The 16,741-nt window shown below is 70.3% G+C and carries 14 protein-coding genes and 1 pseudogene; 8 read left to right on the forward strand and 7 right to left on the reverse strand.

Translation table 11 applies throughout. From position 1 onward, the window contains the following. Positions 1-27: 27 nt before the first annotated feature. Both amrb99_RS27435 and amrb99_RS27440 read right to left on the reverse strand, forming a co-directional pair. Complete coding sequence (locus amrb99_RS27435) at positions 28-885, reverse strand: MBL fold metallo-hydrolase (RefSeq protein WP_190861271.1); 858 nt, start codon at positions 883-885, stop codon at positions 28-30. Beyond that, a complete protein-coding gene (locus amrb99_RS27440) occupies positions 882-1,961 on the reverse strand; it encodes an MFS transporter (RefSeq protein WP_347256884.1) in 1,080 nt (359 codons plus the stop codon). Before amrb99_RS27440 ends, amrb99_RS27435 begins: the two co-directional genes overlap by 4 nt. On the opposite strand from amrb99_RS27440, the gene amrb99_RS50210 reads away from it, so the two are divergent. Together amrb99_RS50210 and amrb99_RS27445 are read left to right on the forward strand one after the other, a co-directional pair. Next, complete coding sequence (locus amrb99_RS50210) at positions 1,948-2,229, forward strand: hypothetical protein (RefSeq protein ID WP_206700129.1); 282 nt, start codon at positions 1,948-1,950, stop codon at positions 2,227-2,229. The two genes, amrb99_RS27440 and amrb99_RS50210, sit on opposite strands and share 14 nt — an antisense overlap. A gap of 101 nt (positions 2,230-2,330) precedes the next feature. After that, positions 2,331-2,846, forward strand: coding sequence for a GH25 family lysozyme (locus amrb99_RS27445; protein WP_190861334.1), 516 nt, complete (start codon positions 2,331-2,333; stop codon positions 2,844-2,846). Between the two features lie 142 nt (positions 2,847-2,988). Here the strand turns inward: amrb99_RS27445 and amrb99_RS27450 are convergent, their stop codons facing one another. Next, positions 2,989-4,020 (reverse strand): zinc-binding alcohol dehydrogenase family protein, encoded by a 1,032-nt coding sequence (locus tag amrb99_RS27450; protein WP_206700130.1) that lies wholly within the window; start codon positions 4,018-4,020, stop codon positions 2,989-2,991. A gap of 393 nt (positions 4,021-4,413) precedes the next feature. Here amrb99_RS27450 and amrb99_RS27455 point away from each other — a divergent pair, with 393 nt between their 5' ends. After that, on the forward strand, positions 4,414-4,788 hold the full coding sequence (locus tag amrb99_RS27455; RefSeq protein WP_190861273.1) for an MmcQ/YjbR family DNA-binding protein: 375 nt from the start codon (positions 4,414-4,416) through the stop codon (positions 4,786-4,788). Positions 4,789-4,921: 133 nt separating this feature from the next. Here the strand turns inward: amrb99_RS27455 and amrb99_RS27460 are convergent, their stop codons facing one another. Then, positions 4,922-5,281: a hypothetical protein gene (locus amrb99_RS27460; RefSeq protein ID WP_190861275.1), complete on the reverse strand. Its 360-nt coding sequence runs from the start codon at positions 5,279-5,281 to the stop codon at positions 4,922-4,924. Between the two features lie 516 nt (positions 5,282-5,797). On the opposite strand from amrb99_RS27460, the gene amrb99_RS27465 reads away from it, so the two are divergent. Next, positions 5,798-10,069: an NACHT domain-containing protein gene (locus tag amrb99_RS27465; protein WP_190861277.1), complete on the forward strand. Its 4,272-nt coding sequence runs from the start codon at positions 5,798-5,800 to the stop codon at positions 10,067-10,069. A gap of 42 nt (positions 10,070-10,111) precedes the next feature. On the opposite strand, the gene amrb99_RS53330 is transcribed toward amrb99_RS27465, so the two are convergent. Next, positions 10,112-10,390, reverse strand: coding sequence for a hypothetical protein (locus amrb99_RS53330; RefSeq protein WP_190861342.1), 279 nt, complete (start codon positions 10,388-10,390; stop codon positions 10,112-10,114). On the opposite strand from amrb99_RS53330, the gene amrb99_RS27475 reads away from it, so the two are divergent. The 3 genes and pseudogenes from amrb99_RS27475 (at position 10,271) to amrb99_RS27485 (ending at position 13,745) form a co-directional block, all read left to right on the forward strand. Next, positions 10,271-10,957 (forward strand): maleylpyruvate isomerase family mycothiol-dependent enzyme, encoded by a 687-nt coding sequence (locus amrb99_RS27475; protein WP_190861338.1) that lies wholly within the window; start codon positions 10,271-10,273, stop codon positions 10,955-10,957. The genes amrb99_RS53330 and amrb99_RS27475 overlap by 120 nt on opposite strands. Positions 10,958-11,100: 143 nt before the next feature. Continuing rightward, the gene (locus tag amrb99_RS27480) at positions 11,101-12,690 is read left to right on the forward strand and encodes a tannase/feruloyl esterase family alpha/beta hydrolase (RefSeq protein ID WP_206700131.1); all 1,590 of its coding nucleotides are present in this window, start codon (positions 11,101-11,103) and stop codon (positions 12,688-12,690) included. A gap of 182 nt (positions 12,691-12,872) precedes the next feature. Continuing rightward, a pseudogene (locus amrb99_RS27485) lies at positions 12,873-13,745 on the forward strand (DUF72 domain-containing protein). A 12-nt stretch (positions 13,746-13,757) separates the two neighbouring features. Here amrb99_RS27485 and amrb99_RS27490 read toward each other — a convergent pair. Then, positions 13,758-14,231 carry a MarR family transcriptional regulator gene (locus amrb99_RS27490; protein ID WP_190861279.1) on the reverse strand — a complete coding sequence of 158 codons (474 nt, stop codon included), beginning with the start codon at positions 14,229-14,231 and terminating at the stop codon, positions 13,758-13,760. Between the two features lie 41 nt (positions 14,232-14,272). Here amrb99_RS27490 and amrb99_RS27495 point away from each other — a divergent pair, with 41 nt between their 5' ends. Beyond that, positions 14,273-15,187: an alpha/beta hydrolase gene (locus amrb99_RS27495; protein WP_190861281.1), complete on the forward strand. Its 915-nt coding sequence runs from the start codon at positions 14,273-14,275 to the stop codon at positions 15,185-15,187. Between the two features lie 115 nt (positions 15,188-15,302). On the opposite strand, the gene amrb99_RS27500 is transcribed toward amrb99_RS27495, so the two are convergent. Then, complete coding sequence (locus amrb99_RS27500; protein ID WP_190861284.1) at positions 15,303-16,727, reverse strand: hypothetical protein; 1,425 nt, start codon at positions 16,725-16,727, stop codon at positions 15,303-15,305. Positions 16,728-16,741: the final 14 nt, after the last annotated feature.

Below are 16,741 nucleotides of genomic sequence, written 5' to 3' on the forward strand. Positions count from 1 at the left end.
GGATCGGCTGCCAGGGATGCCTGGACCTCATCCCTGCTCTCGCCGTGGGATCGGCCGGAACCGGAACCGGCCGTCGGCCGCTTCGACCCGTCCCCAGCCGAAGTGCGCCGGCATGAGGATCGCCCCGTGCCGCGCGGTCCAGTCCAAGAGCCCGTGCCTTGCCGTGGCCGATGCCGCGCGGTCCACGCAGAACCGCGAGCAGGTCAGGGGATGTGCGAACTGGTGCGGATGGTGGATCAGGTCTCCGGACAGCACGGCGGTCTCCCGGCTCCCCCGTACGATCACGGCCGAGGAGCCGGGGGTGTGGCCCGGCACGGCACGGACCTCGATCCGGTCCCCGATCCGGAAGCCGTCCGCGACCGCGTCCAGGCGCCCGCGCTCGATCAGGGGCAGGACGCTGTCGGCGTACGAGCCGTACAGGAAGCCGGGGTCGCGGCCATGGCCTTCGCGCGCCCAGTCCAGCTCGTCCTCCAAGGCCAGGTACCTCGCCTCGGGGAAGGCCGGGATCCATGACCCGCCGTCCCAGACGGTGTTCCAGCCGACGTGGTCGGCGTGCAGGTGGGTGAGATGGACGGTGCCGACGTCGGTCACGGCGCGGTCGGTTCGCGCCAGCGCGGCGGGCAGCGCACCGTCCGACCGCCGGTTCCAGCCGGGGCGAGACCGGGCCTTCCCGTCGCCCACGCCCGCGTCGACCAGCACGGTCTCGGCGTCGGTGGTGATCAGGTAGCCGCCGAACGTCAGATCGAGGCTCTGGCCTGGGCCCTGGTCGCCGGTGCCGGGGACCAGCAGGTCGTCGGGCGCGAACCGCATGCTCGGGATGTCCGCCAACCAGGTGATCGTGATCCCGCCGAGGTCCAGGCTCGGCGGGGGCGCCGCCGCGCTCACCGCACCGCACCGTCGCCGACCGCGGCGTCCGCCGTCGCGGGGACCGGGGTCCGGCCTCGGCGCGCCCCGGCGGTCTCCCGCAGCGCCGCCAGGCAGGCGAAGGAGACCACGCACACCAGCACGATGTACCCGGCGATCGACAGTCCGGAGTCGGTGCGGATCAGCAGGGAGCCGGCGATGATCGGCGCCATCCCGGCTCCGAAGACGTTGGAGATCGCGTAGGAGATGTTGACCGCCGAGTACCGCACGTCCGCCGGGAAGAGCTCGGCCAGCAGCGTCGCCAGCGTCCCGTACGCGGCGCTGAACGGGATCGAGACCAGCAGGTAGCCGGCCAGCATGGGGCCGGGCGAGCCGGTGTCGACCAGCAGCAGCCACGGGAACGCGGTCAGCGCCATGCCGACCACCCCGCCGGCGAAGACCGGCTTGCGGCCGATCCGGTCCGACAGCGCCCCGAAGTAGAGCAGGCAGGGCAGCACGACGGCCATCGAGACCAGCGTGAGGCTCAGCATGGTCCCGCGGCTCACCCCGACGTGGTCGGTGCCGTAGCTGAGCCCGAAGACCATGGTGGCGTAGAACATCGTGCCGGGCGCGAACCCGGCGGCGGCGCACAGCAGGATCGGTGCCCACGACCGCTTGGCGGCCTCGACCGCCGGCCGCCGAGTCGTGCCGCGTTCGTGCTTCACCTCGCGGAACTCCGGGCTCTCCTCGACCCGGAGCCGGATGAGGAAGCCGACCGCGACCAGCAGCGCGCTGAGCAGGAACGGCAGCCGCCAGCCCCACTGCTCCATGGCGTCCGCGGGCAGCAGTTGGGTCAGCAGGAACACCAGGTTCGACAGGGCGAGCCCCACCGGGACGCCGACCTGGACCCAGCTCCCGAAGAACCCGCGGCGGGCGGGGTCGGAATGCTCGACGGCCATCAGCACGGCCCCACCGTACTCGCCGCCGAGCGCGATGCCCTGCGCGAACCGGACCGCCACCAGCAGGATCGGCGCCCAGATGCCGACCTGGGCGTAGGTCGGCAGGAGCCCGATCACGAACGTGCAGGCGCCCATCATCGTCAGCGTGACGACGAGCACGGACTTGCGCCCCCCTGCGGTCGCCGAGGTGCCCGAACAGCACGCCGCCGATCGGCCGCGCCACGAAGCCGACCACGAACGTCGAGAACGCCAGCAGCGTGCCGACCGCGGGGGCGAAGTCCGGGAAGAACTGCTTGTTGAACACCAGCGCGGCCGCGGTGCTGTAGATGAAGAAGTCGTACCACTCGATGGCGGTGCCGGCGAAGCTCGCCGCGACCGCCCGGTTCCGTGGTCTGGTGTCGGTGCCCACGCGCGTCCTTCCGGTTGACAGCCCTCGGCGCTGTGGCCGAAACCCTAGGTGGACCGGGCATAACGCACTAATAGCATTTGTCCGGGAAGGTATATCGATCTTGATATGCCGCGCGGGGCCTGGACTTCGTCTTCGTCAAGGCGACCGAGGGCCGTTCCTACATCAACCCGCGCCGGGCCGACCAGGCCGCGCGGGCCCGCCACGCCGGCTGCGTGGTCGGCTTCTACCACTTCCTGCACGGCCGCCGGGGACTGCGCCCGGCGCGCATCGCCGCCCAGGCCCGGTACTTCCTCGAGCACTGCGGCGCCGAGGACGGCGACATCCTGGCCCTGGACTGGGAGACCGACCCGAAAGGGCGGCTCGCCACCAGCGGGCAGAAGGATCACTTCCTGCACGAGGTGAAGAAGCGGCGGCCCGGCCACCGCCTCGTCCTGTACGCCAACCGCGACCTGTGGACCCGCAAGAGCACCGGCCACTACAACGCCGACGGGCTCTGGATCGCCGACTACCGCAAGGCCGGCGACCCGCTCGTCCACGACTGGCTCTTCCACCAGTACACCTCGAAACCTCTGGACAAGAACGTCGCGAAATTCAAGACCCGGGACGCGCTCAAACACTGGGCCTCTTCCGGCTGAGGCGCAGGCTAAGAAGTCCCAACAGAATGCGCAGGCCGAGTGACACAAGGCCCGCGTGTCGGGGCGCTCAAGGGCGGCCTGGAACCGGGCCGAGCCCGGCGAGCAGGCGATCCGCGCACGGCATGGCTTGCGGCGGGTCCCCTCAGCAACCGGTGAGGGTGATCTTGCCGATGGCCTTGCCCGACTCCAGAATGCGGTGCGCCTCGCGGAGGTTGGCGGCGTTGAGGGGGCCAAGGTCGCGGGTGGCGGTGGTGACCAGAACGCCTTGGTCCACGAGCCGGGCGATCTGGGTGAGGATGCGGTGCTGGGCGATCCGGTCGGGCGTCTCGAAGAGGGAGCGGGTGAACATGAACTCCCAGTGGAAGGAGATGCTCTTGGCCTTCAGGACGCCGATCGGCAGCGTGTCGTGGTCGTCGATGGCGACGATGTGCCCGAACGGGTTCACCAGGTCGGCGTAGGCGGGCAGGTTGCGGTCGGTGCCGGCGGTGCTGAAGACGTAGTCCAGACCCTGCGGGGCGGGGCCGGCGAGCTGCTGCTCCAGCGGCCTGTGGTGGTCGACGACGTGGTCGGCGCCCATCCGCCGGGCGAACTCGACGGTCTCCGGCCGGGACGCGGTGCCGATCACCGTCAGGCCGGTCAGGGTGCGGACGAGCTGGGTCACCATGGCGCCGACGCCGCCCGCGGCGGCGGTGACCAGGATGGTTCCGGTCCGCTCGAACGGACGGTGGCGCAGTCCCATCTGCTCGAACAGGCCCTCCCATGCGGTCAGCGAGGTCAGCGGCAGCGCGGCCGCCTCGCCGAAGGACAGCGAGGCCGGCTTGCGGGCGGCGATCCGCTCGTCGACGGCGTGGTAGCGGGCGTTCGCGCCCGGGCGGTCGATCGCCCCGGCGTAGTACACCTCGTCGCCGACCTCGAAGAGCTCGACCCGGTCGCCGACCGCGACGACGGTGCCCGCCGCGTCCCAGCCGAGCACCTTCGGCTCCCCGCCCGGGTCGGTGTTGCGGCGCACCTTGTGATCGACCGGGTTGACGGCGACGGCCTCGACCCGCACCAGCAGGTCGTGCGGCCCGGGCTGCGGGACGGGTAGCTCGACGTCCAGCAGACTCTCGTCGTCATCCAGCGGCAGACTCTTGCGGTACGCGACGGCGGGCATCGTGGTCTGGCTCGTGTCCAAGGCTCTTCTCCGTGGTTTCCAGGTCCGGTCGGTCTCGTAAGGGGTGCCGGCCGGGTGCAACTCGGGCCGGCGGGATACACATTCCCGTCCCGCCCAGGTCACACCGCCCTTGAGGACGTCGGTGAAGTACCCGAACCCCGATCGCGTCGCGCAGATCCAGGTGCCCGATCGCGGTCAGGACGAGGCGGCCGTACTCGGGGTGTCCGGGCGGGCGGAGGATGTGGAGCCAGTGCAGGACGCCGGCCCCCGGGCCGTGCGAGACGAGAGCCGGATCGCACCTACGAGCACCTTGGAGCACCCGGCTGCGGCAGTTCGGGGCGCCTCGGGCCGCCTCGGGCTTTGTGGGCCGATAGCCTGCACGTGTGCAGAAACCGGTGTCTGGGAGCGACCAGGATGGCTGACGCCGAAGACGTTCGCCGGCTGGCACTCGCGCTACCTCACGTGGTCGAGATCGACAGCGACGGCTTCGATTTCCGGGTCGGCGGCAAAGGGTTCGTCTGGTCCTATCCCGAGCGCAGACCGGGTAAGCCGCGCGTCATCCGGACCGACATCGCCGTCCTGTACGTCGGCGACGAGGCAGAGAAGCAGGCGCTGCTGCTCGGTGAGCCGGAACGCTTCTTCACCACACCCGCCTACGACGGGATGCCCCTGGTCATGCTGCGGCTGGAGGAAGTGGACCCCGACCGTCTGGAAGAGCTCATCACCGACGCCTGGCGCATGCGTGCGCCGGACACGCTCGTCGGCGACCTGGACGCCGCAGCCGATTAGCCCGGCGCAGATCCAGCATGAGCAGAGCCGGATCGCGGCCGCAGTCAGCCGCCTCTGCTCATGCGGCGGTGCCTGTCGTTTCGTCGGCTCTTATCGTCCGTGGCTGGCGTCGGTTTGGTGCTGACCGGGGCCGTTATGGCGGCTCTGGTGCGGTGATTCTGCTCTGGGCTTCGGCGATCAGTTTCGCTGCGTGCGGGCCAACGGCGTAGCGGGCTGCCTCGAGGGTCTCAGTGGCCGCGGCGAGCGGCTCGGGATTGGTCGGGCGGTGTAGGGCGAGCCAGATCCACCGGTGCTCGCCGCCGGCGAGTTGGGACCGGCGGGCGCGCAGATGCCCGATGCTGGATCCACGGATCGGCCACATGCCGTCCGCGGTTGCCCGCAGGCGACCCAGTTCAGCAGCCGGCACCTTCGGAATGCGGGCGATGACCAGCGGAATCGCGGCCGCCACTGGCCCGGCCAACTCCTCCAGTAATGCGTCAGGAACGTCGACCACAGCACCTCCGGCCGCCATGTACGAGACGGCGCAAAAGTCTAGCCACCGACATAGGTGCCGGTTGCCACAACAGATGCCAAAACAGCCGCTCCAGAGCGGCAGCCTTCGGCTTCACCGCAGCCATCACTATTCGAACTGGTAGAAAATAGCCGTGGAATCCACGAAAACGAATGTATGCATAAGCATGCATAGCCTCGTCGCGAAGGGCGTTGACCGTGATCGATCCAGAGGGCGCTGCAGAGAGGCCGTTTAGCTGAATCGTGCGTCGACGGTGGACAGCAAGATCTCGGCATTGACGAGGTGCTGGGTGAAATTGGCGCTCCAGATCACCCATTGCGGCAGTCCGGACCGCACCCCAGTGAGTCGTCTGCATCGCCGGAAACAATGGCAGGCTCTGTCTCCTTTGAGTCGAACAGCAATGGTGCGCTGATAGCAACGTCACGTCTCTGACGGGCGGCGGCTGGCCAGTTGCGGAAGATTGCCCTGGGCGCGGCGGATTCCTGTCAGCATGTGGGAATGAATCGGTCGTTGTGGCTCCTCGCGGTGACGGGCGGGGCCCTGATCGTTGCCAGCACCGCGTACCTGCTGACGAGCGGTTTCTCCCTCGGCGACGCGGACAAGGTGTCCAGCGCCATGGGCGCGGCGGCGGGCGTGGTGTCGCTCGCCGTGACCTTGGCGTCGCTGAGACTCCCGCGACGAGGGCAAAGGGATCCGGCCGAGGTGCTCGACATGCTGGCGAGCCTGGTCCGCGAGCAGTGGACGGCGGAGCTGGCGAGGTCCAGGCGAGACGTCAGGGAGCCGCTGGCCGTCCCGCTGCTGGTGCGCGGTTCTCATGAGGAGACCCTGCGGGAGGCCGACCCCGCGGCACTCGGCGACCTCTCGGATATCGGTCAGATCTTCCAACGCCGGGTGCCGCCGCGTCTCGTCATCACCGGGCCGGCGGGATCCGGCAAGACGACGGCCGCGGCCCTGTTGCTGCTCGATCTCCTGGAGCGCCGCGAGCGGTCCGGGCCGGTCCCGGTGCTGGTCTCCATGGCGGCCTGGGACCCCGCTCGACGGCCGTTCGAGGACTGGCTGGCCGAGCAGATCTCCCGCACGTACGCCCTCTCCCCCGAAGCCGCCCGCGAGCTCGTCGGCAGGCGGAAGGTCATCCCGATCCTGGACGGGTTCGACGAGTTGCCCGCGCAGAAGGCCGGCCAGGCCCTGCGCCGGATGAACGCGGGGCTGCACGGGGACGACCCGCTGGTCATCACCGCGCGGGAGGACGCTCTGGACCGGGCCGCCCGCAGCAGGCAGGGCGAGGTCCTCCAGCACGCCACCGTCCTCCGGCTGGAGCCGGTCGGCTCTGCGCGGCTCGTCCGCTATCTGGAGGGTGTCCTCCCGCAGGAGCACTACCCCGGCTGGGACCGGTGGCGCGAGCGGCTTCTCGGCGAGCCCGGCGGCGCGCTCGAGCGGGCGCTGAGCCGGCCGGGGAACGTCGACCTCGTCCGCCGGGCGTACCTGGACGCTCGGCGTCCGCTGCCCGACCTCGGCTCCCTGACCGAGCAGGAGATCATCGAGCGGTTGCTCTCCGACTGGATCGACCGGCTGTACCCGCGCTCGGGGCGGGGGCGGTCGTGGCTGAGCACGGTCGCCCGGGAATGGCAGGGCGGGTTCGTCTGGTGGCGCCTCTACCAGCTCGTGCCGCGTTGGGCACTGGTCGTGTCGGTAGGCGTCCTCCATCTGTTCTTCTACGGCGTTTCGCTGGCGGCCTGCTTCGGCACGAAGGCCGCGACCGGCGATCTCGTCTCGGGCGTGGCGTCGCTGGAGTGGCTGGCCCTGCTGGTCGCCGCGGGCTTCTGGGACGAGTTCGCCGACGTCAGAGGTGCCGCGCCGGAGACCACCGAGCCGCTCGCGCAGCTGCGCCGCGAGGTTCGGGTTCGAGGCGCCGCCGCAGTCGTCATCGGCGTCGCCGTCGGACTCGGGACCGGATTGTGGGGGCCGGACGCCGGCGTCCGAGGGGGTGTGTTCCTGGGGGTCGTGACGGCCTTCTTCGTGATGCTGGCATCGTCCGTCGGGATCTACGGGGTGAGCGTCGTGATCCTCGCCGGCGGAGCGGACCTGCCGTGGTGGCCACTGGCGGTTCTGGAAAGGGCTCGGCGTCTGGATGTGATGCATGCGGTCGGCGGCGCCTACCGGTTCCGGCGGCGACAGGTTCAGGACCTTTTCGCCGCGACCGCGCCCGAGCAGCGCAGGGATACGGGGTTCGAGGGCCCGCCGGACGAAACCACGGCCCCCTCGGACGGGTCCGCCCGAGCCGGGGCCACCGCGACACGGCCGGAAGGCCCCGCCCCCGCGGCCAGGGAGCATCCGGGTGCGCCGCCGGGACAGTCGGGACCGGCTACGGGAACGCCTGACCGCCCGGTTCCCGACTTAACGCAACAGCCTTCGGCCGGGCCGGCGCAAGAGGCCCCGCGCGTAGGGGAACGTCCCGGCCACCGGGCCGACGAGACCGGGACGCCGCCGGTTCCACCACCGCCCCGGGACGGTGACCGTCCGGTGTCCCGGCGCGAGCGCCTCGACGTGTTCGCGCGCGAGGCCGTCCTGCGTGAGGTGCTCGTCCTGCCGGAGATGCTGCGCCGTGTCGACCAGCGCGACCCGGTCGCCTCCCGGGCGAGGCTGCGGACACTGGCCGCGTCGCTGCTCGACCACGACCCGCTCGCCGTGGAGGCACCCGCCCGCGATCGCGGGCAGCGGTTCGACGAGGCGCTCGATGCCTTCGAGAAGGCGGCGGCCCTGCCGTTCCTCAGCCGGTTCGTCACCGCCTACATCATCACCGCGGGGGCGGCGGGCACCGCGTTGGCCGGGTTGTTCGTGGCCCAGCAGTGGTGGCCTTGGGCACCCGACGCGACCTTCGCCGCGTCCGTGGCGCTGCTTCTCTCCGTGTTCCTATGGCTGTCGTTCCGCAGGAACGCGGCGCAGCGCCGGGCGCTGCGGTCGCGCGATCCGGCCGAATGGCTCCAGTTGGACGAGCTGCCGCACCTGAGGCTCGTGCTGGACCGCACCTACAGGGACTGGATCCGGGCCATGGCCCGGGACGGCCTGCTGCCGATGCTGACCGACCGGCTCGGCGAGGAGCCGCCGGCGTACACGACCGAGCTGCACGGCCTGGAACTCGAACCGCTCAGCGGAACCGACGACCGCGACGACCATTTCGTCGAAACCGACGCCAGCCGCCGCGTCTCCCTGCTCATCGAGGAGCTGAGCAGCGCCAGCATCGGCCTGAGCGGCGCTCGCGGCGCGGGCAAGAGCACGGTCCTGCGGCACCTGTGCGACCCGGAGCGGCATCCGGACAACGACCTGCGGCTCCTCGTCCACGCTCCGACCGCCTACGACTCCCGCGAGTTCCTGACGCACCTGTTCATCCGCGTATGCGAGCGGGTCGTCGGGAGCCAGGGTCCTCGGCCCGCACCTGTCCGGCGGCTCCGGATGCTCGCGATGCGTGTGCTCCCCTGGGTCTGCGCCGGCGCGGGACTCGTGCTGATCGTCGGGACGCTCTACCGAGGACGGATCCGCGCGCTGGCGGACCGTCTGCCGGACGGTGCGCGGGCCTATGTGCTCGCAGGCGGCGGCCTGCTGATCCTGGCGGGCCTGGCGGTCGCGCTGCTCGTGAACCGCCGGCCGCGGTTGCGGAGCATGACGCGGGCGCAGGTCGTCGCGCACGCCCACCTGCGGCGGCTGCGCTACCAGCAGGCCGTGACGCGGACGGCGGTCGGCGAGGCGGCGATCCCGGGAGGCGGGAAGATCGGCGGGCAGCTCGCGGTGCAGCAGACCGAGCAGGCCCAGAGCCTGCCCGGCCTGGTCGCCGGGTTCCAGGAGCTGCTCACGATGGTCGGCACCGAGCGCCGCGCCGGCCGCAACAAGGTCGTCATCGGGGTGGACGAGCTCGACAAGATCGCCACGGCGGGCGAGGCGGAGCAGTTCCTCAACGACCTCAAGGTGATCTTCGGGGTGCCCGGCTGCTACTTCCTGGTGACCGTCTCGGAGGACGCCTTGGCCGCGTTCGGACGGCGCAGCCTGTCGGTCCGCGACACCTTCGACAGCGCCTTCGACACGGTCGTGGAGATCCCGCCGCTGCGGGGACGGGAGGCTCTGGACCTGCTGAGCCGGCGCGGCGTCCCGCTCCCGGTGCCGTACGTGTGGCTCTGCCATGTCATGACCGCGGGGCTGGCCCGCGACCTCGTCCGGTCGGTGCGCGGGCTCGCCGCCGTGTCGGCCGAGTGGCGCGAGGAGCCGTCACCGGACGGGCGTACGGGCGAGTCCCGGCAGGAACTGGAGCACCTGGCCCGCCGGATGATCGCCGAGGACGTCGCGGCGGTCATGGAGGCGCAGCTGCGCGGGGCGGCCGCTGACGCCGAGGGAACGGTCGCCCTGCTGGAATGGCTGGCCGCCTGTGCCGACCTCCCCATCACCGCGGACGGCATCGAGACGGGCATCGCCGCGATGCCGGCGGGCGAGCTGAGCTTCGCCGCGCGGACCTTCGCCGTGCAGACGAGGACGTACCTGGCGATCACCGCGATCCTCGTCCGGCTGTTCGTCGAGCACCCGAAGGAGACGGCGGAGTGGCTGCGCGACCTCGCCGAGCACCCGCGGGACCAGCATCCGCTCGATCGGCTCGCCGAGATCAGAGGGCTTCTCGCGAACCATCCGCACCTGGCCTGGCACGCGGTTCTCAGGCTCCGCCGCGAAGTCGCATGGCCGGTCCCACAACCGCCCCTCGACCTGGCCGCCGCTCCGCCGCCGGAGTGAGCCGGAATCGGCGAAGGCCGGTGGTCGTACGAGCCGGCGCCGTCACGGGTCCCGAACGGATCGAGGGGTGTTGATCGCCCTGATGCTGACCCGGCTGGTCCGCGTGCGCTCCGGCAGCGCGGCGATGCGCACACCCATGCACTGCGGCTCCCCGTGCCGTGCGGCGGATCTCGCATGGCCGGCGGGCAGTATCTTGGCGCCGTGGATTACCTGGTTGAACTCCGGCGTGAGCTGGATGCCTTCGGTGCGGCGCTGGATGGTGATCTGTCGGCTCCGGTCGAGCACTGCGGCGGTTGGAGGTTGGCGGATCTGGCCGTGCACATGGGAGCAGGGAACCTCTGGGTCGTCGCGGCCGTGCGGGACGGGCACGGCGACGGCTATGACGAAGGCGCCGCGCCCCGTGACCGGGCTGGTCTCAAGGCTTGGTACGCCGCGACGGCGGACGCTCTCGTGCAGGCGCTGTCGGTCGATCCATCGACCGAGGCGTGGACGTTCTTTCCGCCGCACACGGTGGGGTTCTGGCGCCGGCGCCGCAGCCAGGAGACGCTGATGCACCGGTGGGACGCCGAGCACGCGCTCGGTTCGACGAAGCCGATGGACGCGCTGCTCGCCGCCGACGGGGTCGCCGAGGTCTTCGACACGATGGCGCCCCGCATGATCTCCAGGGGGGCCGCCACCCATCCCGAGCAGGCCGTACGGATCACCGCCACCGACTCCGGCCGCTGCTGGACCTACGGGAAGGGCGAGCCGGTCGCGGAGGTCTCGGGAACCGCCGAGGACCTGCTGCTGATGCTGTGGGGGCGCAAGCCTCGGGATACCGGATCGGTGACCTGGGACGGGGACCGTGAGGCCGGGGCGCGTGTGCTGGCCGGGCCGCTGGTCCCCTGAAGTCGCGCTTCCCTGGCCGGTTACGCGGTCTTCCCCGGCGGAACGCCCTGCTGATCGGGTTCCACCGCCGGGGGCCGTGCGACAACCGGTTCGGTGAGCGGACCCGCAGGCGGCGAACCCTCGCCGCCGCCGTCAACGTGCTCATGCTCGCGGTGGTCGTTGTCGCCGCCTCCACGGCGCAGGCTTCGCCGCGCCCCCTGAACGTCCCCTCCAAGGCGGCTGCCACGCTCCCGGCGATGTCATGCGCGCAAGCCGCGCGGCTGGATCTGACCGGTGTTCAGGGCGCACCGGCGAACATCGCCTCGGCGACCATCGTCGCCGCCGCCGACAACCCCCTCGGCAAGTGGGAGGCCTGCGAGGTCAAGGGGGTCATCGCGCCGCAGATCCAGTTCGATCTGCTGCTGCCCACCCAGACGTGGGCAGGGCGCTACCTGCAGACCGGCTGCGGCGGCTTCTGCGGCAACTCCCGCTTGGATGCCCAGGCGACTTACGGCTGCACCCCGCTCACCAACGGAACGTTCGCGGTGGCCTGGGACAACGAGGGCCACTATGGAACCAGCATGACCGACGGGCTCTTCGGTGCCGACCCGCAACTGCGGGTCGACTTCGGCTACCGATCCCAGCACCTGACGTCCATCGTGGCCAAGGAGATCGTCAGACGGTTCTACGGCCGGCCCGCGTCGCACTCGTACTTCACGGGCTGTTCGGAGGGCGGTGACCAGGCCATGACCGAGGCACAGCGCTACCCCGAGGACTTCGACGGCATCGTCGCCGGCGCCCCCGCGTCGAACATGACCGCGCTCGCCGTCTGGGACCAGGGCCGGAACGCCAAGGCCATGCTGGACGCCAACGGCGACTCGACCCTCACCCAGAACGACCTCAAGTCGCTGCATGCGGCCGTGGTCAGCGCTTGTGACGCCCAGGACGGCACCCGAGACGGGCTGATCAGCGACTCGCTGGACTGCTCGTTCGATCCGAAGAGCATCGCCTGCCCGGCGGGCGGCAGCGGCTCGTCCGGCTTCTGCCTCAACCCCGCTCAGCTCGAGTCGGTACGCAAGATCTACGGTGGGGCGCGGGACGGCAAGAACCGGCTGATGTACCCGGGTGCCCAGCCCCGCGGTTCGGAGGGCAACTGGGCGGGCCGGCTCGTTCCCTTCGCTCAGGGCGTGCCGTCGAACCAGGAGGGCTTCGCCGTCAACACGTTGCGCTGGCTCGCCTATCCCGATGCAAGGCCGTCGATGACGCTGAAGGACGTCCAGTTCACCGAGGCGAACTTCCGGGAGATCATGGGCCGCGTTTCGGGAATCTACGACTCGACCGACCCGGACCTGAGCGCGTTCCGGCAGCACGGCGGCAAGCTGATCATCTGGCATGGTGAGGCCGACCCGGCGGTGCCGCCGGGTCGGCACCATCGCGTACTACCAGGCGGTCACCGAGCGCATGGGCGGGGCGGCCCGCACCCAGGGGTTCGCCCGGCTGTTCATGCTGCCGGGCGTGGCCCACTGCAGCGGCGGCGAGGGGCCGGACAAGTTCAACGGACTCGGTCGACACCACGGGGGGACCGGTCGATCAGGCGCCGAGCTACACGGCGCAGCGCCGTCCGTCGGCGAGCCAGACCATCAGCTGGCTGGGCTCCTTCCGCTCGGGCTAAGAGAAGACCTGCGGCTGGAGCAACGGCAAGTGGGTCTGCCGGAAGGGCAAGGCATAGACGCCCTGTGGCACGGACGCGCTGAACATACCGGGCACAGTCAGATGATCTCGGAATGAGGGAGGGCCTCCGGGGTCCGGTGCGGATCGCGAAATCCACACCAGACCCCAGGATGCCGGCCTGCGTGGCCGAGCGTCCCCTCCGACGCCGCCGGTCATCCCCCCAGAAGCCCGGACGAACCAACTCGATCACCCGTAGCCTCCCGGCATGGGGAGAATCCTGGTCGGCACCGCCTCGTGGACGGACAAGACGCTGCTCTCCTCCGGCTGGTACCCGCCGGAGGCCAAGACCGCCGAGGACCGGCTGCGCTACTACGCCTCCCAATTCCCGCTGGTCGAAGTGGACGCCACCTACTACGCGCCCCCGGCGGAGCGGACCGTCCGCCTCTGGGCCGAGCGCACGCCGCCCGGTTTCGTCTTCAACGTCAAGGCGTTCTCGCTTCTCACCGGTCATCCGACCCGTCCCGGCTCCCTCTACAAGAACCTCCGCGACAAAGTCCCGAACAAACGCAACGTCTATCTGAAGGACGTTCCGGAAGAGGTGGAGAACGAGGTCTGGGACCGTTTCCTCAGCGCCCTCGAACCGCTCCACGAGACGGGCAAACTCGGCCTGCTCCTCTTCCAGTTCCCGGTCTGGTTCCCGCCGGGCGAACGCAACCGCAAGCACATCCTCCGCGCCCGGGACCGCTGCGCGCCCATGCCGATCTGCGTCGAGTTCCGCAACGCCGCCTGGATGGACGACGAGCACCGCGACGCGACGCTCGCCTTCATGTCCGAGCACCGCATCCCCTATGTGGGCGTGGACATGCCGCAGGGCCACCGGTCCTCGATGCCGCCGATCCTCGCGGCGACCGGAGACGCGGCCGTCGTCCGTTTCCACGGCCACAGCGAACGCTGGGACTCCTCCGACGTGCGCGAACGTTTCGGCTAGCTCTACAGCGAAGCCGAGATGCGCTCATGGGTCCCCCGGATTCGCGACCTGGCCGACGACGTCGAAACGACCTACGTCGTCTTCAACAACTGCTGCGCCGACCATTCCCAACGCAACGCCGCCCGCTTCGCCGACCTTCTCCCCACCTGAGCCGGACGCCGCTCAACCCGTGGGAAGGCCCACCTGGTCGCGTTCGAGCGCGGCGCGCAGGTCGGCCATGACCCGCGCGACCGTCGCCCCCGCCTCACCATCGAGCGCCCCCGCGAGCAGTTCGGCCAGCCCTTCGGTGAAGGTCGCCTCCGCCGCGTCGGCGAGCCGCGCGCCGTCGCCGGTCAGCTCCACCAGCGACGACCGGCGGTCCGCGGGGTTCGGCCGCCGGGCGACCCATCCCCGCCTCTCCAGGCGGTCGATGATCTTGCTGCTCGCCCCGATGCCGATGGCGAACTCCGCCGCGACGTCCGCCACCCGGGCCGCCGGGCGGTCGCGCAGGAAGCGCAGGGCCTCGTACTGCGAGGTGACGATGCCGTGCCGGTCGCGGAGCCGGTCGTTCAGGGCGTTGTAGAGGCGCGTCTCGCACCGGACGAGGTCGGAGAAGAACCCCGGCAGGTCGGCGGCGCCCTTTGACTTAGATGCCACGGCATATACTGTAGCGGCATCTACTCGTCATGGGAGGCGACATGAGCAGGCAACAGCGGGCGGAACTCGACGCGGTGCTGCGGCGGCCCCGCCCGGAGGGCCCGCGGACAGTGGAGGCGATCCGCGCCGGATTCCGCGCGATGATGGCGCAGCTGATCGTCCCGGACGGGATCCGCACCCGGCCGGCGCCGCTCGGAGACCGTCCCGCAGTGCTCGTCGAGCCCGCCGGGGGCGCGGAGCCGGGGGCCACGATCCTGTACTTCCACGGCGGCGGGTTCGTGTTCGGCTCGCCCGAAACCGCGATGCCGCTGACCGCGAACCTCGTCGTCCGCACCGGGTTCCGGGCCTTCTCCCTGGACTACCGGCTCGCCCCCGAGCACCCGTTCCCCGCGGCGATCGACGACGCGGTGACCGCCTACCGCGCCCTGCTCGACGGCGGCGCCGACCCCGCCGCCATCGCGTTCGCCGGGGACTCCGCGGGCGGCGGCCTCACCGTCACCGCCTGCCTCGCCGCCCGCGACGCGGGCCTGCCCGTGCCCGCCGCGATCGTCGCGTTCTCCCCCGGTCTCGACATGACCCGGACCGGCGAGAGCGTGGCCGCCAAGGAGTCCGCCGACCCGTTCTTCACCCGCGAGTCACTGGAGCACACCGGCTCCATGTACCTGGCGGGACGCGACCCGAACCACCCGCTCCTCAGCCCCGCCACCCTCGCCGACCTGACCGGCTTCCCCCCGATGCTCCTGCAGGTCGGCACCAACGAAGTGCTGCTGGACGACTCCACCCGCCTCGCCGCCCGCGCCAGGGCCGCCGGGGTCGACGTCATCCTCGACGTCACCGCCGACGTGCCCCACGTGTTCCAGGCGTACACCGGTGCCCTGGACGAGGCCGACGAGGCCCTGGATCGCGCCGCCCTCTTCCTCACCCAGCACCTCCGCCCCCGAATCACCACCCCCTGACACCCCGGCTCCGAGCATCATCTTCTTCACCCGAAGGACAGGGCCGTTAGTTGCACGGCGCCGTGGGCCGGCGCGGCGGCGGTCGGCCGCCGCCGCTCCGGCGTTGCTTCGGCGTTCAGTGCCCGATCCACGGCGATTTGTCGTAACCGCTGTCGATGTGGTGGACGGTCCTGCTGCCGTTGGATCCCACCACGATTCTCCACCGGGCGACGGCACCTTGGACGATCACCGGGTACATGTCCGGCCTGTCATTGTTGTTCCAGGCCACGACGGCCTGTGCGCACGCCCCGAAGAGCTCGGCGAAATACGCCTCCATCTTCTGCGGAGTCGGTTTGGCGCCCAGTTCCTGCTTGCAGTGCTTCATGCACGCCAGGTCGGTCGCGAACGACGGCGTCGAGAACGCACGAGGCATCCTCGTGCCGTTGATCGTCACCCAGCCGTACGCGGTGCACTGGTGCGGAAGTTTGATCTCCAGGCTGGTCCCCTTGGCGATCGCTGCCCAGCCGTCGACCACCTCACCCATGACGGCGAGACGGTCCCATTGGAGCACCTCCTCGGCCGGGCTTCCGGACGGGCACTTGCTGAGAAAGTGGGTTCGCAGATCGGGCCACCGGGCCACCAGTTTGACCTGGTCGGCGGCGTTGAGAGCGAGCAGTGCGCGAAAGCCGGGCCAACCGAGGTCATTCAGCAGCATGGCGAGGTATTTGACCGTCACCTTGGAGCGCAACTCCGCGAACACCGGCGGCTGCAGGCTGTCCCAGAGTTCTTTGACCGTGATGTAGCCCTCCTGGCAGAACGCGATGAGCGGCCACATCTCCGAGGTGATGAGGTCCTTGTCCGCAGCGAAGTCGGTGAAGCCGAACGGCAGCCGTCTGCAGCGCACTTCGAGCATGTCGCCTGTGCACAGATCGATCACGCTCCGGGTGTCGCCGAGCAGCTTTCCGCAACCGTGGACGAGCGGCTGCAGTATGCCTCCGACTTCGGGTTCCGATGGCAGCTCGGCGATCCGCTTCTGGACCAGAATGATCAGATCAGCGCACTTCAGGTACTCCTTTTCCTGCTGCCCGCGCAGCTGGCCGATATAGGCATCCACCTCCTCGCAGTTCTGGAGCAACAGGACGCATTGGGCTGCCGTCTTCTGGTAGGCCTGGCCGAACTCCTGCCAGGTCCCCGACTGCGATATGAATTGGTCGAGCAGATAAGCGTACGTCTGCCCGGGTCCGGTTCCGGCGAAGCCCTCTCGGGCCGGGGCGCTGTTCAGCAGCTCTCGGTAGTCGTCCGTTCCGAGGCCGATCTCGATGCCCTCCGTCTCGGCGAGCGCCTCGTCGCACACGGCCGTGACCTGGAGTTTCAGCTGCTCGACACAGCCGGAGACGACGGCCTTGAGCTTGTCCTTCAGACCCGTCCATCGCGACGTGAGTTTCGAGGCGCGCGTGCTCTCGCCCCGCAGGACCAGCTTCGCGACCTTGTCTTCGGACAACTCCGTGGTGACGATGAAGTGGAACGCCTGCCAGAGCGGATCTATGTTCGGCACGGCCATGGAGACCTCCCTCG

Origin of the sequence: Actinomadura sp. RB99 (genome assembly GCF_014706005.1) — a bacterium.
Classification (GTDB): Bacteria; Actinomycetota; Actinomycetes; order Streptosporangiales; family Streptosporangiaceae; genus Spirillospora.